The following is a 23,845-nucleotide window of genomic DNA, read 5'->3' on the forward strand; positions in this document are numbered from 1 at the left end:
GCGCGTGCTGGGCGATCTGCCGGACCAGCGTCCGGCGGTAGGCGTCCGGCATCCAGTCGCGGGGCTCGATCCGGTCGGCCCGCGCGATCGTCGCGTCGAACCCCTCCCGCAACCGCTCCTCCGGCTCCACGGGGATGGTCGTCATCGTCCCTCCGAGACTTCGATCATATTTACTTACCGTTCGGTCGGTAATACCGTGACATGGGATGGCGGCCCCGCGCAACCGGCCACAGCGCCCGAACTTCGCCGGGCGGTGCGGCGGCCGCCGCGAAGGACTCACCTCGATGGACCCACGGAAGGAGGCAGCGTGAGCGCGCTGCTGGAGAGCTATGCCGCCGGACGGTGGTTCCGGGCCACCGACGACGGGGACCCCCTGCTGGACGCCGCGACGGGCGAGGAGGTCGCGCGCTTCTCGCGCCGGGGACCGGACATCGCGGCGATGGTCCGGTACGGCCGGGAGGTCGGCGGCCCCTCGCTGCGGGCACTGACCTTCCACGAGCGGGCCGCGCTGTTGAAGGCGCTGGCCAAGCACCTGACCGAGCGCAAGGAGGAGCTGTACGCGCTGTCGGTGCGGACCGGCGCCACCGCACGCGACACCGCGGTCGACGTCGACGGCGGCATCGGCACGCTGTTCAGCTACGCGAGCAAGGGCGTGCGGGAACTGCCGAACGACACGATCGTTCTGGACGGCGGCGTGGAGCCGCTCGGCAAGGGCGGCACCTTCGTCGGCCGGCACCTCTACGCGTCCCGACCGGGTGTCGCGGTCCAGATCAACGCCTTCAACTTCCCCGTCTGGGGGATGCTGGAGAAGCGCCTTCCTCGCGGGGCTGCCGTCGATCGTCAAGCCCGCGAGCCAGACCGCCTACCTCACCGAACTCGCCGTCCGGCAGATCATCGCGTCCGGCATCCTGCCCGACGGCGCCCTGCAACTGCTCTCCGCGAGCCCGGAAGGGCTGCTCGATGCGCTGACCGTCCAGGACTGCGTCGCCTTCACCGGCTCCGCGCACACCGCCGGGATCCTGCGCCGCCACCCGAACGTGCTGGACGGCGGCGTCCGCCTCGGCGTCGAGGCCGACTCCCTCAACTGCTCGATCCTCGGCCCCGACGTCCGTCCGGACGACCCGGAGTTCGACCTGTTCGTCAAGGGCGTCGTCACCGAGATGACCGTCAAGGCCGGGCAGAAATGCACCGCGATCCGCCGGGTCATCGTCCCCGAGACGATGGCCGACCAGGTGATCGAGGCGCTCGCCGCTCGGCTCGCGAAGGTCACCGTCGGCGACCCCCGCAACCCCGACGTGCGGATGGGCCCCTTGGCCGGCCTCGACCAGCGCGACCAGGTACGCAAGGCCGTCGAGGCGCTGCGGGCCGGCGCCGAGGTCGCGGTCGGAGACCCCGCGGGTGCTGCACTGCTCGACGGCGACGCCGAGCGCGGCGCCTTCATGACGCCGCTCGTGCTGCGCGCGCGGGCCGGCGCCACCGAACCGCACGATGTGGAGCCGTTCGGCCCGGTCAGCACCGTCCTGACCTACCGCGGCCTCGATGAGGCGGTCGCGCTCGCCGCGCGCGGCAAGGGCAGCCTCGCCGCGTCCGTCGCCACCCATGACCCGGACGTGGCGCGGTCGGTGGTGCTGGGTCTCGCGCCGTGGCACGGCCGGGTCCTGGTCCTGGACCGCGACGACGCGAAGGAGTCCACCGGGCACGGCTCGCCGCTGCCCGTCCTGGTGCACGGCGGGCCGGGACGCGCCGGTGGCGGTGAGGAACTCGGCGGTGTCCGCGCCGTGCTCCATCACATGCAGCGCACCGCCGTCCAGGCGTCCCCCGATCTGCTCACGGCCGCCACCGGGCAGTGGACGGCGGGCGCCGCCCGTACCGAATCCGGCGTCCATCCCTTCCGCAAGTCCCTGGCGGACCTGCGGATCGGCGACACGATCGCCTCACAGCCGCGGACGGTGACACTGGCGGACATCGAGCACTTCGCCGAGTTCACCGGCGACACCTTCTACGCCCACACCGACCCCGAGGCCGCCGCCCGCAACCCGCTGTTCGGCGGCATCGTCGCCCACGGCTACCTGGTGGTCTCCCTGGCCGCCGGACTGTTCGTCGACCCCGCGCCCGGGCCCGTCCTGGCCAACTTCGGTGTCGACGCGCTGCGCTTCCTCACACCGGTCAAGGCGGGTGACGCCATCGCGGTGACGCTGACGGTGAAGCAGATCACCCCGCGAACCGGCGCCGACTACGGCGAGGTCCGCTGGGACGCCGTCGTGACCAACCAGGACGGCCGGGCCGCCGCGACTTACGACGTGCTCACCCTCGTGGCCAAGACCTGGCCCGAAACCCCGGCGACGGAGGCCTGACATGGACACCGTCACCGACGAGAACGCGCCGGTGCTCCTCGAACGGGACGGGGGCGTGGCGGTCGTGACGCTGAACCGTCCGGACCGCCGCAACGCGCTCGACGCACGGACCAAGACGGCGCTGCGGCGCGCGCTGGAAGACGCGGCGTCCGACGCGGGTGTCCGCGCCGTGCTGCTGACCGGCGCGGGCGGTGCCTTCTGCGTCGGGCAGGACCTCGCCGAGCACGCGGCCGCGCTGCGCGACGATCCAGAGCATGCGTTCGACACCGTCCAGGACGACTATGCGCCGATCGTCCGGCTCCCGGCCACGATGGGCAAGCCGGTCGTCGCGGCCGTGGCCGGCACGTGCGTCGGCGCCGGCCTGGCCCTCGCACTGGCCTGCGACCTGCGGGTTTTCGCCGAGGACGCCGTCCTGGGAACGGCGTTCACCGGGATCGGGCTGACCTGTGACTCGGGGTTGTCGTGGACGCTGCCGCGGGCGGTCGGCGAGTCCCGGGCCAGGGAGTTGGTCCTGCTCGGCGAGACCTTCACCGCGGCGGAGGCCGTCGCGTGGGGCGTCTCGGGCCGGGTGGTACCGCGGCAGGAGGTGGCGGCCGCGGGCCGCGCGCTCGCCGCTCGGCTCGCCGTCGGTCCGACCGCCGCCTACGCCGAGTCCAAGCGGCTGATCGCCGACGCGTGGGAACAGGATCTCGACACGGCGCTCGCGTCCGAGGCGCGCGCCCAGGCGCGCCTCGGCCTGACCACCGACCACGCCGGGGCGGTCGAGGCGTTCCTCGGCAAGCGAAGGCCGGTCTTCGAAGGGCGCTGAGACCGAGGCCGGAATGCCCGGAGGGGCGGCCCCGGAAGTCGGGGCCGCCCCTCCGGCTCTCTCAGGGCCCGCACTGCGGAAGGCCCGCCCCGGCCGGTCGGGGTCAGGCGCGGGCGAGGTCGATCGCCGTCCACGCCATCGCGGTGGCGCCGTCCAGGACGGCCTTGTCGGCTGCCGAGGTGGCGCACGCCGCGGTGAACTCGGGCTGGTGGTTCACCGCGGGCAGGCAGTCCAGCCCGAGCATCGGGTGGATGGTGGGGACGACATGGGAGACGTTGCCCATGTCGGTGGCCGCGCCGGCCGGGGAGTCGCCGGACAGGTCCGGGAAGACGCGCCCGAGCGCCTCGGCGTTGGCCCGGTACAGCTCCAGCAAGGCGGGATCGGGCCGCAGGTCGGCATAGTCGAGGGAGACCGGCGTGGTCGTCAGCTCGCATCCGGTGGCCAGCGCACCGGCCTCGAAGCAGCGCTGCACGCGCCGCTTGAGCTCGGCGAGGCCCTCCATGGTGGACGACCGTACGATCCACCCTCCCCGGCTGGCGTCGGGGATGATGTTGGCCGCGGTGCCCGCCTCGGTGACGACGCCGGCGATGCGGTCGTCCGGGCCCGTCTGCTGGCGGAGCAGCCCGACCGCGACCTGCGCGACGGTCATCGCGTCGGCGGCGTTGACGCCGAGCTGCGGGTACGCGCCCGCGTGCGCCGGCTTGCCGCGGTAGGCGACCTGGAACTGGGAGACGGCCGAGCCCGGCATCGCGGCCATCTCGACGGCGGCGGGGTGCACCATCATCGCCGCGTCGACCCCGTCGAAGGCACCGCGCTCGAGCATGAGGATCTTGCCTCCGCCGCCCTCCTCCGCCGGTGTGCCGAGGACGGTCACCGTCAGGCCCAGGTCGTCGGCCAGTCCGGCGAGCGCCGCGCCGGCGCCGACCGCGGCGGCGGCGATGATGTTGTGGCCGCAGGCGTGGCCGATCTCGGGGAGGGCGTCGTACTCGGCGCAGATCCCGATGTGCAGCGGCCCCGTCCCGACGGTCGCGCGGACGGCGGTGGGCAGGTCGTAGCAGCCGTGCTCGACCTCGAATCCGGCGGCGGTCAGCGCCTCGGCGACCCACGCGCTCGCCCGCGTTTCCTCGAAGGCCAGTTCGGGGTGTGCGTGGATGCGGTGGGACAGCTCTACCAGGCGTTCGCTCCAGGCGCCGACGACGTCCGCGGCGTGCCGCTTCGCTGGCCGCTGCTGCGCGGTGGCCGTCACGCGTCCACCACCGGTGCGGTGTGGATCGAGACGGGACGGGTGGCCGCGTCGTAGGCGGCCCTGGATCCGGTGGCGCCCATCCCGCTGTCGCCCGCCGGTTCGTACAGCCGCTCGGGTCCGCCGCCCTGCCACTGGTTCACCCACACCACGCCGGCGGGGATCGCGCGGGCGGCGGCCATGTGCGCGGGATCGTTGGTGTAGACGGTGGCGGCGAGCCCGAACCGCGTCTTGGCGGCCTTCGCCACCCCCTCCCCGAAGGACGGCACCACCACCACCGGGGCGAGGGGGCCGAAGGTCTCCTCGTTCATGACGAGCATGGAGTCGTCGACGCCGGTGAGCACGGTCGCGGGATAGAAGAAGCCCCTGCCCTCGGGCCTCTTCCCCCCGGTGCGGACGGTCGCGCCGCGTTCGACGGCGTCGGCGACGTGCCGTTCGACGATGTCGCGCTGCCGCTGGTCGACCAGCGGGCCCAGCACCGTCGTCTCGTCGCGGCCGTCGCCGAGGACGTAGGTCCCGGCGGCGTCGACGAGGGCGTCGATGAACTCCTCGGCGATGTCCTGGTGCACGTAGATGCGCTCCATGGACGTGCAGATCTGGCCCGAGTTGGCGAACGCGCCGAACGCGACGGCCGCGGCGGTGGCCGCCGGGTCCACGTCGGCGTCGACGACCACGGGGTCCTTTCCACCGAGTTCGAGGATCGCGCGGTTCAGCCGTCCTCCGGTCTCGGCGCCGACCTGGCGGCCCGCCTCGACGGAGCCGGTGAAGTGGACGAGCCCGATCCGCTCGTCCGCGACCAGCGGCACGCCCGCACGGGAGTCCCCGTGCACGAGGTTCACGACGCCGGGCGGCAGGTCCGCGAGTTCGAGCAGGCGCACCGCCGACATAGGAGACCGCTCGGACGGCTTGATCACGACGGTGTTCCCGGCGGCGAGCAGCGGGCCGATCGCGCCGAGCGTCATCGGCACCGGGAAGTTCCACGGCACGATGACCGCGGTCACGCCGACCGGGTTGTGCAGGATGGTGGTGCTGCCGCCGTCCGGCGCTGGGACGGTCTCCTCGAACGGGTAGTCCAATGCCTCGGCGGCGGCCGCCTTGACCAGCTGCGCGGCGCCGCCGATGAAGCCCGTGCCGAGTGCGACGGGCTTGCCCATCTCGCGGCATTCGATCTCGGCGAGCTCGGTGGCGTGCTCGGCGACCGCGTCCGCCCACCGGGTCAGGCGCGCCACCCGCTCGGCTACGGGCAGCGCCGCCCAGGCGGGCTGCGCTCCGGCGGCCGCGTCCACCGCGAGGCGGACGTCCTCGGGCGAGCCGCTGGGACAACGAGCGACGACCTCCTCGGTCGCCGGGTCGACCACGTCGTGGAACGCGTCGCTGCGGGAATCCTCCCAGACGCCGCCGATCAGGTTCTGCAAAGTCTTCACTGGTGGTGCTCCTTGCGCGGGTGGGCGCGCCCGAGGGAACGGTCGGGGCCGGCGTCGTCGGGGTCAGTTGAGGCGGTCGGCCATGAGCTCGCCGGCCATGATCGTCGCCAGGTTGGTGTTGGCCCGCGGGACGGACGGGAAGATCGAGGCGTCCACCACGCGCAGGCCGCCGATGCCGCGGACGCGGCACGACGGGTCGAGCACCGCGGAGTCGTCGCCGGCCGCGCCCATCCGGCAGGTGCTGGTGCCGTGCTGGGCGTCCACTGCGGTGGCCAGCAGGAGATCGTCGAGTTCCGCGTCGTCGTCCAGCACCGCGAACAGGCGTTGATTGACGGCCTCCACCGATCCCTCGACGACGACGGCGGCCTCCGGGCCGCGCGCCAGATCGACCAGCGTGCGGACACCGTCGCGCAGGCGCGCCAGGTCGCGGGCGTCCGACAGCATCCGCTCCCGTACCTCGGGCTGCGCCTGCGGGTCGGCGGACGTCAGCGTCAGCACCCCGCGGGAGTGGTTCTGGTTGAGCCACACGCCGAAGCCGCCCACCGGGAAGCGCGTGTCGGCGCTCTCCATGGCGAGCACGTTCATGTTCATCGACACCAGCATCAGGTCGAAGGGCGTGCCGCCGGGCGCGCCGCTGCCGAAGCGGACGCAGACGTTGGTATGGCGGTCGTCCGCCGTCTTGACCGCGGCATCGGCGGTCAGCGGCAGCCCGACGACGACCATCGGGTGGTCCTGCATCCCTCGGCCCACCGGAAGGTCGGCCCGCACCTCGATGCCGAGGCGGCGCAGGTCCTCCGCCGGGCCGACGCCCGACCGCATCAGGATCGCGGGCGAGTGGATCACTCCGGCGCTGAGCACGATCTCGTCGGCGTACTCGGTCACCGCCGTCCCGGCGGTGATGACGCGGACGCCGACGGCCCGGTCGCCGTCGAACACGACCCGGTCGACCAGGGCGTCGCCCCGGACGGTGAGCCCGGGCAGGGACCGGGCCGGTTCGAGGTAGCCGTCGTTGACGGTGACCCGGCGCCCGGCCCGCGAATTGATCGGGTACGGCGAGACGCCCGCCGCCCCGGGAGCGTTGACGTCCGGCGCCCAGGCGTGCCCGGCTGCCTGCGCCGCCGCGGCGAGCGCGCCGTCCACGCCGCCCCAGCGCTCCCGCGGCATCCGGAAGATCGGGGTCGGGCCGCCGCGCCCGTGGTAGGCCTCGTCGCCGAACTCCTCGTCGTCCTCCAGCTTCGCGAAGTAGGGCAGGACGTCTTCAGGCGACCATCCGGTACATCCGGCGGCGGCCCAGTCCGCGAAGTCCTCCATCGGCGGGCGGATCGCGATCTGCCCGTTGATCGACGAGCTCCCGCCCGCGCCCCGGCCGCGCCAGTACGGTGCCTGCGGCTGCTTGTCCGTCCGGGACGAGGTGACGCCGTCCCACACCAGGCCGGATACGGCGGCCGGGTCCATCAGCGCGCGTGCCGGGTTCGGCGACCGCCACGCCTCCGGCATCTGCGCCGACCGGTAGTCGGGTCCGGCCTCCAGCAGCAGCACGCGCCTGCCCCGCTCGGCAGAACGGGCGGCGAGCGCGGCGCCCGCGGAGCCCGCGCCGACGACGATGATGTCCCAGCCCGTGTTTGCCACGGCGAACCTCCTGCGTTAGGCCAGGTGAGCGGCTTCGGGAAGGTCCGAACCGCCGATGGCGGTAGACTGCCCTTCACAATTAATTCAGTCAAGAGTGAAAGTTCATTTTTTTCTGATTGAATGGAGGTGGTCGTGTCCACCCCCGCCCGTGACGGCGACCCCACCGGCGGCGACGCCCTGATCGACGACTTCGGCCTGCGCATCGGCCGCGCGATGAGCTGGCCCCCCATGGCCGGGCGAACCGCCGGCGTCCTGATGCTCAGCGAGACGCCCATGACCATGGCGGATCTGCAGAACGCCCTCAACGCGAGCAAGGGCTCGATGTCGGAGATGACGCGCCTGCTGGTGGAGAGCGGCACCGTCCGGCGGTTCAAGCAACCGGGCTCCCGCCAGTACGTGTACGAGTGGTGCGAGGACGCGTGGGCGGGCTGCCTCCGGCACCAGCTTGACGCGACGACCGAACTACTGGCCCTCGCCGAGCGCGCGCACGCGCGAAGCGACAGCCTCCCTGAACGTCAGCGCGAACGCCTCCGTCAGATGCACGAGTTCTACATCTTCATGGTGAGCAGCCTCGAAGCGCTCCTCAGGGAGTACAAGGCGTCCCGCTGAACCGCGGCCCGGGTGAACCGCCTCCCGCCGCGCACTGGGGCACCGCCCCGACTTACTCGCCTCTGCGAGCCCAGTCCGCGCCCCGGCCGTGCGCCTCGTCGAACACCAGCCAGGTCCGGGTGGCGCGCACGCCCGGGATGTCCTGGATGCGCTCCAGCACCACGTGCCGGAGCGCCGTGTTGTCCGGCGCCCGAACCAGCACCAGCACGTCGTAGTCGCCGCCGACCATCGCGAAGTGCTCGACGTAGCGGATCTCCTGCAGCCGGGCCGATACCGCCCGCCAGGAGTTCTGCTCGATGGTGACCGAGACGTAGGCGCTGGTGCCGAGCCCGGCCCGGTGCGGCGCCAGTTCCGCGGTGAAGCCGGTGATCACGCCGTCGTCGGTGAGCCGGGTAAGGCGCGCATAGGCGTTGGCGCGGGAGATGTGGACGTTCTCGGCCAGCGCCCGCACCGAGATCCGGCCGTCCCGCAGCAGCTCGGCGACGATCGCGCGGTCCACTTCGTCCAGCCGGTCGGCAGAACGTCCCGGCCACCCCCCGCCAGGGTCCTCATCGGTCGACATATGGCCTTCCTGGTGTCTCGTAAGAAGCTATCTGTCGCTCATTATGGCCGATCTATTGAACAGATGGACCGCAAACTGGACGCTTGCCTTGTCAAACGTCCACCGAAAGCGAGGGTCGCCATGTCCATGCGGACAGACAGCCGGGTGACCGACGGCCTTCTTCCCGCGCCCGTCCCGGTCCGCTTCGTCGCCGAGGACGGCACGGCCGTCGAACCGCCCGCCGGATACCGGGCACCCGAAGACGAGCAACTCCTAGAGGCCTACCGCCGGATGGTCCTGGGACGCCGCTTCGACCGCCAGGCGACCGCCTTGACCAAACAGGGGCGGCTCGCCGTCTACCCCTCCAGCCGCGGCCAGGAGGCCTGCCAGATCGCCGGCGCCTCGCGCTCGGCGAGGACGACTGGCTGTTCCCCACCTACCGCGACTCGGTCGCGCTCGTCGCCAGGGGCATCGACCCGGCCGAGGTGCTCACCCTGCTGCGGGGCGACTGGCACTGCGGGTACGACCCCGCGGCCGTCCGCGTCGCGCCGCAGTGCACGCCGCTGGCGACCCAGACGATCCACGCGGTGGGGATGGCCGAAGCGCTCCGCCGCAAGGGTGAGGACGCCGTGGTGATGGCGTTCATCGGCGACGGCGGGACCAGTGAGGGCGACTTCCACGAGGCGCTCAACTACGCGGCCGTCCTCAACGCCCCTGTGGTGTTCCTCGTGCAGAACAACAAGTACGCGATCTCGGTCCCGCTGGCCAAGCAGACCGCCGCGCCGGCGCTCGCCTACAAGGGGATCGGGTACGGCGTCCGCTCCGAGCAGGTCGACGGCAACGACCTCGTGGCGACGCTGTCGGTCTTGATGGCGGCGATGGAGCACGCGCGGACCGGAAACGGACCGTTCCTAGTGGAGGCGCACACCTACCGCATGGACGCGCACACCAACGCCGACGATGCCACCCGGTACCGGCAAGCGGAGGAGGTCGAGGAGTGGGAGTCGGCCGATCCGCTCGCGCGGCTGGAGACCTACCTGCGCGGCCGGGGACTGCTCGAAGACGACGGCGTCGAGGCGGCGCGCGAGGACGCCGAGGCGTTCGCCGCCCGGGTCCGCGACGCGCTGAACGCCGACGCCGATCCCGAGGCCGACCCGTTGGAGATCTTCGATCACGTCTTCGCCGACCCCACGCCCCAGTTGTGCGAGCACGCGAGCGGGCCCTGCTCGCGTCCGAACTGACCGCCCCGGAGGACCGACGATGACCGCGATGACGATGGCGCAGGCGCTGAACACGGCGCTGCGGGACGCGTTGGCCGAAGACGCGCGGGTGCTCGTCTTCGGTGAGGACGTGGGGCCGCTGGGCGGCGTCTTCCGGATCACCGACGGGCTGACCGCCGAGTTCGGCGAGGACCGCTGCTTCGACACCCCCCTGGCGGAGGCCGGCATCGTCGGCCTGGCCGTCGGGATGGCGATGGGCGGGTTCCGCCCGGTCGTCGAGATGCAGTTCGACGCGTTCGCCTACCCGGCGTTCGAGCAGATCGCCTCGCACGTCGCCAAGATGCGCAACCGCACCCGCGGCGCGATGCCGCTGCCGATGGTGATCCGCATCCCCTTCGCCGGCGGGATCGGGGGCGTGGAGCACCACTGCGACTCCAGCGAGGCGTACTACGCGCACACCCCCGGCCTGAAGGTCGTCACCCCCGCCACCCCCGACGACGCCTACTGGCTGCTGCGCGACGCGATCGCCGACCCCGACCCGGTGGTCTTCATGGAGCCCAAACGCCTGTACTGGGCCAAGGACGACACCACCATCAGCGAGCGGCGCACCGGCGGCTTCGGGCAGGCGGCGGTGCGGCGCGCGGGAACCGACGCGACGCTCGTCGCCTACGGCCCCAGCGTCCCCGTCGCGCTCCAGGCCGCCGAGGCGGCCGCCGCCGACGGCATCGACCTCGAAGTCGTGGATCTGCGCACGATCGTCCCGTTCGACGACGACACCGTCACCGCGTCGGTGCGCAAGACCGGACGCTGCGTGGTCGTCCAGGAAGCCCAGGGGTTCGCCGGCGTGGGCGCGGAGATCGCGGCGCGCGTCCAGGAACGCTGCTTCCACTCCCTCGCCGCCCCGGTGCTGCGCGTCACCGGGTTCGACATCCCCTACCCGCCCCCCAAGCTGGAGCACGCGCACCTGCCCGACGTCGACCGCGTCCTGGACGCGGTGACCGGCTCCAGTTCGACGACCGGCCCGACATCCTGCACTCGGCCCGGGAGGCATCATGACGACGACCGCTCCCGCCCGGCAGGTGTTCCGCCTGCCCGACCTCGGCGAGGGCCTCACCGAGGCCGAGATCGTCGAATGGAAGGTCGCCGTCGGCGACACCGTCGAGATCGACCAGATCGTGGTGGAGGTCGAGACCGCCAAGGCCGCCGTCGAGGTCCCCGTCCCCTACGCCGGCATCGTGCTGAAACTGCACACCGAGGCCGGCACCGTCCTCGCGGTCGGCGAGCCGCTCATCGAAATCGGCGCGGCCGGCACCGAGGCCGACATCGCGCAGACGCCCGCCCCGGATGTGGATTCAGACGTCGACCCGGCCGCGGCCCGCTACCGCGAGGAGGAACAGGCCGGCTCGGGCAACGTCCTGATCGGCTACGGCACCGGTCACGGGTCCGGCCGGCGCAGGCGGCGCCGCGGCCCCGCGACCACCACGGAGCCGATATCCGTTCAATCAGCCGCCGAGCGTCAGGCTGATGAGGCACCGCCTATGGCGGCCGGGCCGGCACACGCGCCGCGCGTGATCTCTCCGCTCGTCCGCAGGATCGCCGCCGAGCACGGAATCGACCTCGCCGCCGTCGCCCCCACCGGCCCGCGCGGCGTGATCCTCCGCCGCGACGTCGAGCAGGCGATCGCCCGCCGGGCCGAACTCTCGGCCGCACCCGCCGCCGAACCGACGGCGACGCCCGTCCCGGCTCCGGCGGCCGTGGCGGACCGTATCCCGCTGCGCGGCCTGCGCCGGGCGGTGGCCGACAAGATGGCCCGCAGCCGCCGGGAGATCCCCGACGCGACGACCTGGGTGGATGTCGACGCCACCAGCCTGCTCACGGCCAAGGACGAGCTCCGGCAGACCCGCCCCGACCTCGGCATCGGGCTGCTCGCCCTGCTCGCCCGCATCTGCGTGGACGGCCTGCGCCGCTTCCCCGAGCTGAACTCCTCGGTCGACACCGACCGCGCCGAGATCATCCGGCACGGTCACGTCAACCTCGGCTTCGCCGCGCAGACCGACCGCGGCCTGGTCGTCCCGGTCGTCCGCGACGCCGACCGGATGACGACCGCCCAGCTCGCCGCCGAACTGGCCCGGCTCACCGGCCTCGCCCGCGCTGGAAAGCTGCCGCCCGAGTCGCTCACCGGCGGCACGTTCACCCTCAACAACTACGGCGTCTTCGGCGTGGACGGGTCCGCCCCGATCATCAACCACCCCGAGGCCGCCATCCTCGGCGTCGGCCGCATCATCGACCGTCCCTGGGTCACCGGTGGCGCGGTCACCGCACGCAAGGTCACCCAGCTGTCCCTCACCTTCGACCACCGGGTCTGCGACGGCGGCGCCGCCGGCGGGTTCCTGCGCCACGTGGCCGACTGCGTGGAAGCGCCCTCCGTCCTGCTCGCCAACGCGTGACGGCCCCCAACGACGAAAGCGAGACACCATGGTGCACGTGCGGCCGCCGCTCGTCCGGCTTCAGTCCTACGTGCCGGGACGCAAAGCGCCCGGGGCCACCCTGCTGGCCAGCAATGAGTGCCCCTACGGCCTGCTGCCCGGCGTCGCGGCGCGGGTCGCCGACATGACCACCGGACTGTCCCGCTACCCCGATATGGGTGCCGCCCGTCTGCTGGAGGCGCTCGCCACCCACCACGGCGTGACTCCCGACCGCATCGCCGTGGGGGCCGGGTCGTCCGAGGTGTGCGGGCAACTCCTGCACACGGTGGCGGGGCCGGGCACCGAGGTCGTCTACGGCTGGCGATCGTTCGAGGCGTACCCCATCCTCACCACGGTGGCGGGGGCGGCACCGATCCCGGTCCCGCTGCGCGACCACGTCCAGGACCTGGACGCGATGGCGGCGGCCATCACCGAACTGACCCGGCTGGTCTTCGTCTGCAACCCCAACAACCCGACCTCGACGGCCATCGACGAGGCCGCTCTGCGCGCCTTCATCGACCGGATGCCCGACCACGTCCTGGTCGTTGTCGACGAGGCCTACCGCGAGTACGCCGACCCGTCCGCGGTGCCGGACGCGCTGGAACTCTTCGGGGACCGGCCCAACGTCGTCGTCCTCAGGACCTTCTCGAAGGCTTACGGGCTGGCGGGCCTGCGCGTCGGCTACTGCGTCGGCGCACCGGAACTGATCGAGCAGGTCCGCAAGACACAAACCCCGTTCAGTGTCAGCGCGCTCGCCCAGGAGGCGGCCATCGCCGCGCTCGGAGAGCAGGAGGAGGTCGCCAGACGCGCCAGTCTCACAATCACAGAACGCCACCGCGTCACCCGGGAACTTCGCCGTCTCGGCTACGTCCTACCGGGCTCCCACGCGAACTTCGTCTGGTTGCCCCTCGGCGAAGACAGCACCGCCTTCACCGACCACTGCCTCGACAACGGCGTTATTCTTCGCGCCTTCCCCACAGAAGGCGTGCGGATCACCATCGGGCTGCCAGAGGAGAACTCCGCATTCCTCGCCCTCGCCGAAACCTGGCGGGCGAGAACCGCTGAGTGACCCGAGTAACGACGGCATTTCGCAAGCCGGTCCGATGCAAGACGAGCCCGGCTCGGCCAGCTGCAAACCGGCTTCGGCCGTATCAAGATGGGTGTAGCTCGAACTCAGGGGCGCGGTTGATCAGGCGGTGAGGGCGTATTTACGTAGAAGCTCACTCCGCCGCCCGACCCGGGACCATCCCCGCGTGCGCGGGGAGCACACTGCCCGGCCTGCGACTTTACAAGCGCAGGAGGCCACCGCGTCCGGACGGCGTGGTCGCGCTGGAATCCGTCGGCCGGGTCTTATCGGTGGGCCGCCAGCCAGCGGGTTGCAGCCGTGTCGACGCGCCTGATCTCGGTGTTGCCGCGGGACCGATACGGGGAGGCCGCGGAGCGGATTCCGGTGACGGCCGTGCGGGCGCGGGCGGAGTTCACTCCGTCGAGCAAGCCCAGCGCTTCGCTCCATGCTCCGCAGGCATGTTCGAGGTTGCCGCGTTCGGCGTGGTAGCCGCCCAGGTCGATCAGGTTCAGGGCGCGGACTCTCGGGTGCGTGACAGGGTCGAAGCGGTCGACCGATGCCTGCAGGTGCCCGGTCACGGCCGGGTCGTTCAGTTCTCGCAGGGTCTTGGCGGTGTGGGTGGCCAGCAGCGGCTCGGGGACGCCCATCGCCAGCGCCCACCAGGGACGGTCCGCGTCGGCGGTCGGACGGGCGATGCATCGTTCGGCCTCGCGCAGCGCGACGCGGGCTTCGTGGCCGTCGCCGGCTGCCGCGCGGGTACGGGCGACCGCGAGATGCAGCTGCCCAAGTGTCGCCGGATCGACGCGGCCTTTCCCCGCCGCGACGGCGGACTCCGCCAGGTCGACGCAGGCGCGGCCGTGGCCGAGGTCGATCGCCTGGTGCGCGCGGAGGCGGCGGATGAACGCCGCGTGGCCGGGCGCGGACTCGGCGGCCAGCCGTTCGGCGTACAGGTAATAGCGCTGCGCCAGGCCGGGACGTCCGGTGTCATGGGCGGTCCATCCGGCCAGGCGCGCCAGCTCGGCGACCGCGGCGTGCATCTCGGCGCGGGTGCGGTCGTCGGTGAACCGGCCGCGCAGGTAGGTGGTCGCGTCGGCCGCGAGGTACTCGGCAACGGCGGTGCGGCCGACGCCACCGCCGAGGCGTTCGTCCGCGGCGGCGAAGGTGTCGATGACCGACCGGACGGTGACGACCTCGGCTCGGCCGACGGCCCCGCGTCTGGCTGCGGTGCGGGCTCGCGCGGTGGCCTCGGCAGGGTCGATCACCGTGGCCAGAGGCAGGGAGAAAACGGCAAGGAAGCGGCGCCGTTGCACCTCGAGGCTCCCCTATCGTTCGGCGGATGAGTGCCGAGAATTCGACCCGGTCAGAGCTGGCGATGTTGTCCGGTCAGGCTATCGGCGTCGTGGACCTGGAAGCCATGCTGCCACCCGGCCGCTTGATCAGGGCGGATGAAGGTGAAGGGAAGGTGAGTCTCTGGCTGTCCTCGACCACGCCCTCGGCGGCGCTGTGGGCGGCCATCTATCGGCTCCGCGATCGAACGGGGCTTTGGCCTCTGCTGTTGAAGCCTCTCGCACATGACAGTGAACTCCGGCCCTGGGAATCGGGTGAGCTCTTTCCGGAGATGTTCAGTTCTCCCCACATTCATGATCATCAGAATCTGCTGGAGACCTGGTGGCAGGAGTACACCGATACCGGCTCGGACGACGATAAATTGTCTGAAGACGAACGGCTCGCTGTGACCGCGCCATACGGCCGGCGGTGGCCTGGCCCGGCACCGAGCATGACGTCACGGGGAGAGCCGGACTCATTCGCCATCGGGTATGCGGAACACCTGACCGACCGGCTTTCGTCTCTGCGCCTCGGCCTGGCCGCCGCCGAGCAGGGCTCGGACGCGCTGGTCTCAATAGGGTGGAGCGGACCGCTGAACCACACCAATGACACCGGAGAGATCGCCTCGGTCGTCCGGGGCTGGGAGGACCGCTTCGGCGCCCGGGTCGTCGGTGCCGGTTTCTCCGACCTCTATCTGAGTGTCTCGGCTCCGCCGTCGACAGACGAAGAAGCACTCCGACTCGCCGCCGAGCATTTCGCATTCTGCCCGGACAACATTTGGCAGAACACCAATCCAGCCACGCTCACCTCATATGCCAGGGGTCTCATCGGCCTGAACGCCTGGGAGTTCTGGTGGGACTGACCTGGCCGTCGCCGGTGCCGTCCGAACCGATGCTGCGAACTTGTTGTTGTAGGGCCTCCGTAGCGGGACCCGGCCCCCCTCAGTGGTCGTTGGGTTCGGTGCTCGGACGTCCGGCCAGAGCCAGCGGCGGTAGTACCTCCATCCGTGCGTGGAGATCGATCACCTGGCGGCTCGGGGTTCCGGGAGTGCGGCGCAGGTCGACGCGCAGGGCGTTGAGACGGTCGCGGCTGGTGGCGCGTAGGGCGTTGGGGGCGATGGTGTCGAGTACCGCTGTGGCGAGGGCGGCCGCGTCGTCGCCGCGTCCTTGGGCGGCTTCGGTGCGGGCCAGCACGATCGTGGCGGCCGCCCAGCCCGGACGTCCGTGCGGGATGTTCTGCAGCGATTCGTCAGCGTACCGGGCGGCTTGAGCGGCGTCCCCGGCCAGCAGGGCCGCTTCGGCCAGATGCATCTGGAGTTCGGCGCGGTCGAACCCGAAGCGGCCGGGAACGTCGCTGTCGGGTGCGGTGTCCATGGCGTCCAGCGCGCGTCCGGAGATGCGTGCGACCTCGGCGCGTGAACCGGGGCCGAGTGCGGCGGTAGGGCGCAGAAGGCCCCAACCGAGCATCTGCGCCTGCCACAGCGGTGACTCAGCCAGCGAGTACGCGTGCTGTGCCAGTTCGATCGCGACGGGATGGCGATCCCCGTAGTAGGCGGTCATGGCCCGGGCTCCGATGGCCCAGGAGGTCAGCCGGCGGTCTGCGGTGTCGCCGCCGATCCGGGCTGCGGTCGCGAGATGCACGTCCGCAGCAGCCTGGTCGCCGAGGTGGAAGGCCAGATTTCCAACGAGGGCCGACAGCCATCCGGCGATCCGGCGAAGCTCGCGGCGTTCGCCGTCCGCCTGCGGGTGCTGGAGCATGGCGTTGACCAGTGTCCGGCACCGGTGCACCTCCGCGGCCAGTACGCCTGGCTCGTATTGGGAGTACCGCAGGTCGTAGTGGGCCAGCGCGGCGGTCAGGTTGTCGCGGGTCTGCACGCCTCCGGACGGGCCTTCGACCTCCAGCGCCAGCTCGATGCTTTCGCGCAGGGCCGCGAGGTTCCCAGCCGCCATGAGGACTCCAATTCGTGGTCGCCGTCCCGGTCGCTTCTGCCAGGCACCGTACTGCGGACATCGGTCATCGGCGGGTGGGCTCGCCCAATCGGCCAGTCCGAGCTGGGTCGGGGTGGCGTCGTAAAGGCGGCACAGAGCCATGCCGTACTCCGGGCTGGGCGGGAACGCGCCGTGCTCCCAGCGGCACAGCATGGCGGGGTTCACCGGCGGGACGCCCAGCCCGTCCGCCCGGTACAGCTCGGCGATGCCGCGGATCGCGTCCGCTCGGGTCCAGCCGTACGCCCATCGCCACGCCTCGAGCGGCAGTACCTCGGGAAGCCGGGCCTGGATGTGCGCGGCGATCTTCTCGACCGGCCAGCGCCCGCGCTGGCCCCGGGCTCGGATGCCGCGGGCCTGCTCGGCGAGTTGCTTGCGGCGGGCTCTGCTGATCGTGTGCGGCAACGCCAACCTCCGGCGGGCTCGGCCTCACCCCGCTCCCGAGCGTAACCATCCGTAGCGCGGCGCTGCATCGCCGTGACCGGCAACGGCCGCGTCATTGCCGCGGTGCACGGTCGGCGGCAATAGGGCGGCGGCAATGGGACGGCCGCGACGGCGGCATTGATGCTCTCGCGGGTCGGGGCGGACGGTGAAGGCATCACTGGTTCGGGGACCAGCCGGTCCCCTGGGAGAGGAGAGCCGATGGACGGCACTACCAGTCTCCAGAACGGCGAGGCGACCGCGCCGGCGATGTTCCAGCCGCCCGCCGAGGAGACGTCGAGCGTCGAGCACCTGTTCGCGGGAGGGCCGCGACACATCGTCCAGACGCCGCTGGTCCGCAACACCTACAAGAAGAAGTCGGGTTCGTCGGACGGGGCCAGGACCTACGACACGACGTCCGTGTGATCTGCAAGCCGGCCAAGTCGAGGGGCCCCGCCCACGGGCCGGGCCCTCGATGCCCTGAGGACGAGAGGAGACGGTTGTGCTGACCCTGCGGATCGCCCCGGACGCCTCACCGGTGTGGAGCTGGGACGGGAACTCGTACGTAGCCGACGGCGGACGGGTGACGCCCTACGCGCATCCGATGGTGGAGCACCTCGCCGCCACCGACGGCACCCGTACCGTGATCACCGTCCGCGAGCGTGTGCCCGGCCGCGCGGCCGCGTCCCCGGCACCGGCGACGGTCACGGCGGACAGCCTCGATGAGATCGCCGCCCATGCCCGACGGTGGCCGGTCGACTACGTACTGATCGAGACCGCCCCACATCGACCGGTACGCGTCACCGTCGGCGCGGACCGCTCGACCCCCCTGTTCCTGGCTCACCGGGACGGCACCCTGCACGGCTCCTGGGACATGGCCGACCTGGCGCCGTTCGCGACCGGGATCAATCCCAAGGAAGCGACCCGCCTGCTGATCTACCAGCCCCGCTACACCACCGAAACCGCCTTCACCGGAATCCATCGGCTAACGGAGCGGGCCACCGCCACCTTCGGCGGTGACCTGATCATCAGCTATCCGGCCCCCGTGGTGCACGCCGAGCCACGCGAGCTGGCCGACGGAGCCGACGTGCTCACTGCGTTCATCGATGGGATCGACACGGCCCTGGACGCGCGCCCCCTGGAGCCCGCCGTGACCGTTTGCCACCTGACCGGCGGGCTGGACTCCGGCTCGATCGGCACGCGCGCGGCCAAGCGCTGGCCCGGGCAGCTCGATACGGCGACGCTGATCGTCATCGGCCCGGGGCGCGAGCAGCAGATCCGGCGCCGGGCCGAAATGCGCGACCGAGTGTCCTTCGGACCGCACGACCTGAGGGTCGACACCCGCGACCGTCTGATGTTCGGTGCGTCCTGCGCCCGGGTGCGCGGGGAGCTGGTCAGCCCCTACGACGAGCCGCTCTACCAGCATTTCGGTGAGCTGAACGCCCTGATCGCCGCGCTGGGCGCGCACACGGTGGTGACCGGGCTGGGCGGCGACGAGATGGTCGCGGTCGGGTCGGCCGAATCGGCGCAGGCCGCTGCCGACCGAACCGATGAATTCACCCTGGCCTGGCTCGGTCCTCGTGCCCGAGCCGCGATCGAGTACGGCGACGACGCCATCGCTCCCCCGGCCATGGCCGGGGGGATCACCCTCCTAGCGGCGGAGACGGTCGCGCCGCCCCTCCTGCGCGCGGGACTGTGGCCGGTGCACCCGTTCGCGCACCGAGCGCTGATCGAACTGGGCGACCAGCTCCCGTTCTACTGGCGCGAACTCAAGCAACTGCAACGTCGGCACCTCGGCACGTTCGGGCTCAGCCACGACGCCTGCAACCCCGAACGGCGCGAGAGCTTCGCCGAACTGGTCGAGGAATCTCTCATCGTCAACGGACTGCCCCTGTTGCGGCGCATCCTGAACGAAGGATCGCCGCTGATCGAAGCAGGACTGCTGGACCCCGACGGCCTCAAGGCCGCCGTCGCCGCACTGGAGACCGAGCTGTACCACGAGGAGCCGCATTCCAAGCTGGTCGAGGTCCTCACCCTCGACCGGGCCGTCAAGGCGTTCCTGTCCTGACTCCGAACCACGACGACAGATCGAGCCGCTCGGCCCGCCTCGCCATCATGTACAACCGGGCGTGCGTCCGCTGCTCCTCACGCACCAACGCGAAACCTTGCGTCCGGTTGTAGCGGGCCACCTGCTCGAAGTGGCAGTGCCGCCGAACCCATGGCACCTTGAGCCGAGCGGCCCGATCGACCGCCCACCACGCCATCAACGTGCCCGGCTTCCGCTCTCGACGGGCGGGATCGGTGACCGACCCCGACAGGTACAACGCGGCCTCGCCGCGCTCCTCGTCGGTCCACCCCCACGGCGGCCCCTGGTCCTGCACCAGCATCTGCCCGACGACACCATGCTCGTCGTCCGCCAAGACCCACACGTCCCCGTCCGGGTTGTCGCACTGGGCGACCAAGTCGTCCAACGCGCCCCGCCAACTCGGCAGGCCCCGCCGCTCCAACCAGGCACAGCGAGCCTCCACCATCCTGGCGACCTCAAGACGATCAGCACTCACCGCAAGACGCATCTCCATCACCGGCCCATTGTGCGTCGGCCGGCATCCGCCGCGCAGCCAACTCCGTAGGCGAACATCACCGTCCGCAACATCGGTAAGTGCAGGGCTGAACAAGGAGCGCTACGGCAACCCCTAGCTCCGATCCGCTCGTCCGCCCGATCACAACCGCGATCGTTTCGTGCGGCGCCGGGCAAGGAACGGAGTCGCACAGGTCAGCAGTAAGCACGCCCCGGCGGCCGTAGCCCATCGGCGGGCTGCGGCGTACGGGTGTGCGGGGTCGATGTAGACCTCGATCGTGTCAACGGGCGCGTGGCCTTCGTTGGGGACCCCTTCGTAGGCGTGCCCGTAGGACCGCGGCGGAGAGACGCAAGCGACGTCAAAGGTTCCCGTGACCGGAGCTGCGAACGACGCGATCACGACTTTCCGTCCGGGGGTGGGTCGCTCTGTTACCGGCTGGATCTGAAAATCGCGCTGGAAGACCTGGTCGGAGCCGTAGTCCTGGTTGAAGAAGCAGCGAACCCGGTAGTCTCCGGGGGCTCCTTTGACGACGTACCGCCCGCCTTCCTCAAGCTCCACGGTGTAGTCCCGGCCGTTCGGATCGAGGCCGTGATATCCGTCGGCAGTGAAGGCCGCTGCCGTTGCGAACATACCGCAGCCCACCGCCGCCACTGCGGACACGGCGGCCAGCCGCTTCCAGCCGCGACGTCGTCCGGGCCCGGCGTGGGAACCCGGCGGCGGGGGCAGCGGAGATGGGGCTGAGTCCATGGCGGTAATCCTCGGCCCATGAGCAGGCCGAGGAGATGAGCACTGATACTCACATCAGCATGGAGGAGTGCACGGATCGTGCAGTCGCTGCCGTCCTGTGCCACCCGAGCACCCGGTGCGCGCCGTACTCAGCTCGGGCACCAAGGGACCATCCCCGTGCAGGGGGATGGTCCCTTCGTAGTCAGCGACGGCGACCACAGCGTCGTCGCTTCACCGACGCCGCGGCGTCGTCAGTGCCATGTGCCAAGCCTCGCCTCATCGTGGGGCTAACTCGCTTTTCGTGCCGAAGCCAGTATCGGCCGCGGTGTGAACCCGCTGGCCACCGACCTCGACGTCACGTGACCGCCTAACAGGAATTCTGGTGGCCACCAGCGCGGAGGACGTCTTGTCTGTCCGCACCTTCCAGGAGGACGTTCCGCCCGGGAGCACGGAGGCCGGGTGTTTACCGCGGTAAACACCCGGCCTCCGGCGTGTTGACGGTCTAACGCTCCTGGAGCAGGGAGACCAGCGTCGGGATCTCAGTGGACGGGACGTTCCGCCGAATCAGATCCGCCAAGGACTCGAGCGAGTCCCATGGCACCGTTGCCGACCCGTTCGTCCGTCGGCTGGCGGCCCGCGAAACACGAGCCCCGTTGCCCTTGGCGTCTTTCGGCTCAGCGTTGGTCCGTTGTTCTGGAGCGGCGGTCGTCTCTCTGGTCTCCCCCAGCTCCTCCGCAGGTCTCGGAGTTGGAACCTGAGGCGGCGTATCGGCAGAGTCGGGCGTGGCCGCATTGGAGCCGGCGACCTGTTCCTTACTGCGCTGCCGAGACGCGGCGGCCTCTTGCCGTCGGGTCTCCTCCTGCCGCCGGGTTTCTTCCCAGGCTCCCTTTTGCTCGTCCGGAGGAAGCGCCGCGATGGACCGCGCGATGCGGACGGGCAGAGCCCCGGCGCGGACCTTCGTCTGGAGTTCCGAGTTGAGCTTCAGGAGAGCCCGCCGCTGGGACACCCAGGTCTTGTGGCGGCGGAACTGCTCCGCGGCGGCAGTCGCGCTTCCCAGCTCGGCGACCATCGCCTCGACCGCGTTCGCCTCTTCGATGGGGTCGAAGTTCTTGCGGTCCAGGTTCTCCCGGAGGAGAGCGTCCAGGAACACCGCGCGCGAATCGGCGAGCTCTTCCCTGTGCACCGCGTCCAAGCGGTCCACGTCCGCTTGGCGGGCCGCCCGGTAGCGGCGTTCGCCATTGACAAGGACATGGCTGGCGTCGCCGATCTCGTCCGCGTGCTCGGGCCACAGCTTCAGGTACGCGGTTCTGCTGACCACCACCACGGGCTGCAGCTGCTTGACCCGGATGCTCTCACCGAGATCGGCGAGCTCCTCCGAGCTGCCGAAGCTGTTCCGGGGATTGAGCGGCGTCGCAGCGATGTGCTCCGTCCGGAGCCGGACGAGGGTCGCGACGCTGTGGCCCGGGACATCCTCGACCTTCTCCTTCGCCAGCGAGGCGAGGCTGGTGCGGCGTCCCATCAACCTCTCCCGCCGTAGCCGAGTTCCAGGGCGAGACGGAAGAAGTCCTCACGGGCTTCCATCGCGACCCGGTTCTTGGGGTACTGGGTGACGACCTGTCCCTCGACCGACGCGCGGGTGTGAACCTTGTATCGACGGACCACCGCGTTGGCGCGGGGCCATCCCTGCGCGTCGATGTAGGAGAGGGTGTCGGTGAGGTCGGCTTGGCCGTCGCGCGGGTCCCATGCGTTCACCAGCACGCGGTATGGGAGACCGCGCGGCTCGATGACCTTCCGGATGGTGCGGGCCGTCGCGTCGAACGCGAGCGGCTCCGGGGGCATGGGGACGACGACGTCGTCCGCGACGTCCAGGCAGGCGGAGAGGATGTGCTCGTTCTCAAGGCTGCCGGGCGTGTCGATGAAGACGTGAACGTAGTCGCCCGAGTGGGTTCCCAGGGCGCTGTGGGTGACGGCTGCCAGGTTCATCGCCGTGGTGGTCTTGCCCACCCCGCCCTTCTGGTTGGCGATGACGTGGATCTTCGCGCCGAGCTTGGTGAGGTTCGAGATGCCCTCGATGTCGTCGTGCGACTGGGCGAAGTCGAAGGGCAGTGCGTCGTCGTCTACTCGGTCGGCCCACCAGACCGCAGAGCCCTGCGGGTCTGTGGACACGACGAGAACACTCGATTGCATGGTGCTCCGTATGCTTCCCGTAACGGTACTTCGGACGCCCAACATCATGGCAGAGCCGACAGGGCCAGGTCAGGACCACGAGTGTTTACCGCGGTAAACACTCGCCTCGGCGCTCCCAAGGGCGATTTGCCTGGACAACGGCGCTGAGGGGCGAGGGCAGAGCGCCTTCTGCGGTAGGCCGCGGCCGTGGGGTTCGGTGGCGACTGCTCGGGGCGAGCCGGAGTCGAGCGTCTTGCAACCTCTCCCCCGCTCTCGCCGATCGGCTCTCCGCTTCGCGGATCGAACCTTCTGCCGCGGTCACCTCGTGCGGTGCCGCCGCGAAGATCGGCCTTGAGTGTTTACCGCGGTAAACACTCAAGGCCTCCCGACGCCTGCTTGGCGGACGTGGTTGCGGTCTTCGTCTGGACGACAGCGACCGCGCACGTCCGCTCTCGCGTCCGGTTCATGTGGTCGCGGCGAGGTACTCGGTCCGGAGTTCCGCGGCCGTACGGACCGCGGGGATGGTTGCGACGTGCTCCCCGAGTGCGGCGGCGAGTGCACCGAAGTAGTGCAGCAGAGCCGCGTGCTGCAGATGGCTGGCGCGATAGCCGTCCAGGCAGGAATCCAGATCCTCCATCACGTCGAGGACCTCTGCGTCGCCGACGGCCGCGATGTCGACGGAGGCTCGTACCAGTGCCGCTGCCGCCGACCTGATGCGAGCACCGTTCTGGAGGGTCCAAGCGCGTTCGGCGTCCGCAGGGTCGGTGGCGGCATGGCGGATACGTGCGGCCACCGCCACGCGGAGCCGGTCCCGTCTTTGGTCGGCGGCCTGCGGACTGGACAAACCCATGTCTCCCGCGAGCGCGCTCCACGGAACGCGATGCTCGGGATCTTCCCGGCATGCCTCCAGAGCTTCCAGTTCGAGCGCGTCGAGTTGAGCGCGCTGATCCCTGATCAGCAGCAGGGCGGCGCGTGCGTCCGCGACTCGGATGTGGCGGTGCACGCGCCGGTTCCGTACCGCGTAGACGATCACGTCCGCGGTGGTGTCCGACCATAGATGCAGGTCGTCGTCGCCTGCAGCCAGGCGCCGAGCATGTATCTCGTCCACCTTCTCCTGCACCTGGACGGACGTCGGCGGCGGGCCCATCGGATTACGCGCGGCCATCGAGGTGGCCTCCCTTCTACGGCTTCAACATGATGTTGACGTAGAAGGAGGGCAACTCGGCCGTCCGGCGGGGTCAGGCTTCGCCGGCCACCGAGAGGAGCCCGGCGAGTTGCAGGTTG

Annotated in this window: 18 protein-coding genes and 5 pseudogenes; 11 read left to right on the plus strand and 12 right to left on the minus strand. The window is 71.0% G+C overall.

Annotated features, from left to right (window positions below; all coding sequences use genetic code 11):
• A pseudogene (locus BJF79_RS54665) lies at nucleotides 1-145 on the minus strand (1,2-phenylacetyl-CoA epoxidase subunit A); the annotation flags it as partial.
• Nucleotides 146-307: 162 nt separating this feature from the next.
• Here BJF79_RS54665 and paaZ point away from each other — a divergent pair.
• Both paaZ and BJF79_RS42460 read left to right on the plus strand, forming a co-directional pair.
• A pseudogene (paaZ, locus tag BJF79_RS42455) lies at nucleotides 308-2,354 on the plus strand (phenylacetic acid degradation bifunctional protein PaaZ).
• A gap of 1 nt (nucleotide 2,355) precedes the next feature.
• Nucleotides 2,356-3,162 (plus strand): enoyl-CoA hydratase/isomerase family protein, encoded by an 807-nt coding sequence (locus tag BJF79_RS42460; RefSeq protein WP_075905956.1) that lies wholly within the window; start codon nucleotides 2,356-2,358, stop codon nucleotides 3,160-3,162.
• A 103-nt stretch (nucleotides 3,163-3,265) separates the two neighbouring features.
• On the opposite strand, the gene BJF79_RS42465 is transcribed toward BJF79_RS42460, so the two are convergent.
• The 3 genes from BJF79_RS42465 to BJF79_RS42475 all read right to left on the minus strand — a co-directional run bounded on the left by BJF79_RS42465 (nucleotide 3,266) and on the right by BJF79_RS42475 (nucleotide 7,458).
• Nucleotides 3,266-4,408 carry a M20 family metallopeptidase gene (locus BJF79_RS42465; RefSeq protein WP_083734651.1) on the minus strand — a complete coding sequence of 381 codons (1,143 nt, stop codon included), beginning with the start codon at nucleotides 4,406-4,408 and terminating at the stop codon, nucleotides 3,266-3,268.
• Complete coding sequence (locus tag BJF79_RS42470) at nucleotides 4,405-5,829, minus strand: aldehyde dehydrogenase family protein (RefSeq protein ID WP_075905958.1); 1,425 nt, start codon at nucleotides 5,827-5,829, stop codon at nucleotides 4,405-4,407. Before BJF79_RS42470 ends, BJF79_RS42465 begins: the two co-directional genes overlap by 4 nt.
• A gap of 63 nt (nucleotides 5,830-5,892) precedes the next feature.
• Nucleotides 5,893-7,458, minus strand: a complete 1,566-nt coding sequence (locus BJF79_RS42475) for a GMC family oxidoreductase (protein ID WP_075905960.1) — start codon at nucleotides 7,456-7,458, stop codon at nucleotides 5,893-5,895.
• Nucleotides 7,459-7,590: 132 nt separating this feature from the next.
• Between BJF79_RS42475 and BJF79_RS42480 the strand changes: the two genes are divergently transcribed.
• Nucleotides 7,591-8,067: a GbsR/MarR family transcriptional regulator gene (locus BJF79_RS42480; RefSeq protein ID WP_262403418.1), complete on the plus strand. Its 477-nt coding sequence runs from the start codon at nucleotides 7,591-7,593 to the stop codon at nucleotides 8,065-8,067.
• A gap of 52 nt (nucleotides 8,068-8,119) precedes the next feature.
• On the opposite strand, the gene BJF79_RS42485 is transcribed toward BJF79_RS42480, so the two are convergent.
• A complete protein-coding gene (locus BJF79_RS42485; protein WP_075905964.1) occupies nucleotides 8,120-8,629 on the minus strand; it encodes an Lrp/AsnC family transcriptional regulator in 510 nt (169 codons plus the stop codon).
• Between the two features lie 120 nt (nucleotides 8,630-8,749).
• On the opposite strand from BJF79_RS42485, the pseudogene pdhA reads away from it, so the two are divergent.
• The 5 genes and pseudogenes from pdhA (at nucleotide 8,750) to hisC (ending at nucleotide 13,362) form a co-directional block, all read left to right on the plus strand.
• Nucleotides 8,750-9,849 (plus strand): annotated as a pseudogene (gene pdhA, locus BJF79_RS42490) (pyruvate dehydrogenase (acetyl-transferring) E1 component subunit alpha).
• 19 nt (nucleotides 9,850-9,868) lie between these two features.
• Nucleotides 9,869-10,884 (plus strand): annotated as a pseudogene (locus tag BJF79_RS42495) (alpha-ketoacid dehydrogenase subunit beta).
• Nucleotides 10,881-11,066, plus strand: a pseudogene (locus tag BJF79_RS66170) (biotin/lipoyl-containing protein); the annotation flags it as partial. The pseudogenes BJF79_RS42495 and BJF79_RS66170, both read left to right, overlap by 4 nt.
• Before the next feature lie 330 nt (nucleotides 11,067-11,396).
• Nucleotides 11,397-12,275: a dihydrolipoamide acetyltransferase family protein gene (locus BJF79_RS66175; RefSeq protein ID WP_316043562.1), complete on the plus strand. Its 879-nt coding sequence runs from the start codon at nucleotides 11,397-11,399 to the stop codon at nucleotides 12,273-12,275.
• Nucleotides 12,276-12,303: 28 nt separating this feature from the next.
• Nucleotides 12,304-13,362: a histidinol-phosphate transaminase gene (hisC, locus tag BJF79_RS42505; RefSeq protein ID WP_075905968.1), complete on the plus strand. Its 1,059-nt coding sequence runs from the start codon at nucleotides 12,304-12,306 to the stop codon at nucleotides 13,360-13,362.
• A 281-nt stretch (nucleotides 13,363-13,643) separates the two neighbouring features.
• Here the strand turns inward: hisC and BJF79_RS42510 are convergent, their stop codons facing one another.
• Nucleotides 13,644-14,621 (minus strand): hypothetical protein, encoded by a 978-nt coding sequence (locus tag BJF79_RS42510; RefSeq protein WP_143220864.1) that lies wholly within the window; start codon nucleotides 14,619-14,621, stop codon nucleotides 13,644-13,646.
• A 74-nt stretch (nucleotides 14,622-14,695) separates the two neighbouring features.
• On the opposite strand from BJF79_RS42510, the gene BJF79_RS42515 reads away from it, so the two are divergent.
• Complete coding sequence (locus BJF79_RS42515) at nucleotides 14,696-15,547, plus strand: DUF4253 domain-containing protein (protein ID WP_262403419.1); 852 nt, start codon at nucleotides 14,696-14,698, stop codon at nucleotides 15,545-15,547.
• A gap of 79 nt (nucleotides 15,548-15,626) precedes the next feature.
• On the opposite strand, the gene BJF79_RS54670 is transcribed toward BJF79_RS42515, so the two are convergent.
• Nucleotides 15,627-17,075, minus strand: a complete 1,449-nt coding sequence (locus BJF79_RS54670) for an XRE family transcriptional regulator (RefSeq protein WP_143220865.1) — start codon at nucleotides 17,073-17,075, stop codon at nucleotides 15,627-15,629.
• Nucleotides 17,076-17,312: 237 nt separating this feature from the next.
• Here BJF79_RS54670 and BJF79_RS42525 point away from each other — a divergent pair, with 237 nt between their 5' ends.
• Nucleotides 17,313-17,516, plus strand: a complete 204-nt coding sequence (locus BJF79_RS42525) for a hypothetical protein (RefSeq protein WP_075905972.1) — start codon at nucleotides 17,313-17,315, stop codon at nucleotides 17,514-17,516.
• Nucleotides 17,517-17,694: 178 nt separating this feature from the next.
• On the plus strand, nucleotides 17,695-19,158 hold the full coding sequence (locus BJF79_RS42530) for an asparagine synthase (protein ID WP_143220872.1): 1,464 nt from the start codon (nucleotides 17,695-17,697) through the stop codon (nucleotides 19,156-19,158).
• On the opposite strand, the gene BJF79_RS42535 is transcribed toward BJF79_RS42530, so the two are convergent.
• From BJF79_RS42535 to BJF79_RS42555, 5 genes are all read right to left on the minus strand, one after another.
• On the minus strand, nucleotides 19,139-19,561 hold the full coding sequence (locus tag BJF79_RS42535) for a GNAT family N-acetyltransferase (RefSeq protein WP_316043560.1): 423 nt from the start codon (nucleotides 19,559-19,561) through the stop codon (nucleotides 19,139-19,141). The two genes, BJF79_RS42530 and BJF79_RS42535, sit on opposite strands and share 20 nt — an antisense overlap.
• 249 nt (nucleotides 19,562-19,810) lie before the next feature.
• A complete protein-coding gene (locus tag BJF79_RS42540; RefSeq protein ID WP_143220867.1) occupies nucleotides 19,811-20,320 on the minus strand; it encodes a hypothetical protein in 510 nt (169 codons plus the stop codon).
• A 577-nt stretch (nucleotides 20,321-20,897) separates the two neighbouring features.
• Nucleotides 20,898-21,914 carry a ParB/RepB/Spo0J family partition protein gene (locus BJF79_RS42545; protein WP_075905978.1) on the minus strand — a complete coding sequence of 339 codons (1,017 nt, stop codon included), beginning with the start codon at nucleotides 21,912-21,914 and terminating at the stop codon, nucleotides 20,898-20,900.
• Nucleotides 21,914-22,582, minus strand: coding sequence for a ParA family protein (locus BJF79_RS42550; protein ID WP_143220868.1), 669 nt, complete (start codon nucleotides 22,580-22,582; stop codon nucleotides 21,914-21,916). The genes BJF79_RS42545 and BJF79_RS42550 overlap by 1 nt, the downstream gene beginning before the upstream one ends.
• A 442-nt stretch (nucleotides 22,583-23,024) precedes the next feature.
• Complete coding sequence (locus BJF79_RS42555) at nucleotides 23,025-23,681, minus strand: hypothetical protein (RefSeq protein WP_143220869.1); 657 nt, start codon at nucleotides 23,679-23,681, stop codon at nucleotides 23,025-23,027.
• Between the last annotated feature and the right edge of the window lie 164 nt (nucleotides 23,682-23,845).

This window comes from Actinomadura sp. CNU-125, from assembly GCF_001942465.1.
GTDB lineage: Bacteria > Actinomycetota > Actinomycetes > Streptosporangiales > Streptosporangiaceae > Spirillospora.

Bases quoted from the DNA above. Each gene is read 5' to 3' on its own strand.
- BJF79_RS42460 (WP_075905956.1), top strand. From the start codon at position 2,356: ATGGACACCGTCACCGACGAGAACGCGCCGGTGCTCCTCGAACGGGAC.
- BJF79_RS42485 (WP_075905964.1), bottom strand. From the start codon at position 8,629: ATGTCGACCGATGAGGACCCTGGCGGGGGGTGGCCGGGACGTTCTGCC.
- hisC (WP_075905968.1), top strand. From the start codon at position 12,304: ATGGTGCACGTGCGGCCGCCGCTCGTCCGGCTTCAGTCCTACGTGCCG.
- BJF79_RS42515 (WP_262403419.1), top strand. From the start codon at position 14,696: ATGAGTGCCGAGAATTCGACCCGGTCAGAGCTGGCGATGTTGTCCGGT.
- BJF79_RS42525 (WP_075905972.1), top strand. From the start codon at position 17,313: ATGGACGGCACTACCAGTCTCCAGAACGGCGAGGCGACCGCGCCGGCG.
- BJF79_RS42530 (WP_143220872.1), top strand. From the start codon at position 17,695: ATGGTGGAGCACCTCGCCGCCACCGACGGCACCCGTACCGTGATCACC.
- BJF79_RS42545 (WP_075905978.1), bottom strand. From the start codon at position 21,914: ATGGGACGCCGCACCAGCCTCGCCTCGCTGGCGAAGGAGAAGGTCGAG.
- BJF79_RS42550 (WP_143220868.1), bottom strand. From the start codon at position 22,582: ATGCAATCGAGTGTTCTCGTCGTGTCCACAGACCCGCAGGGCTCTGCG.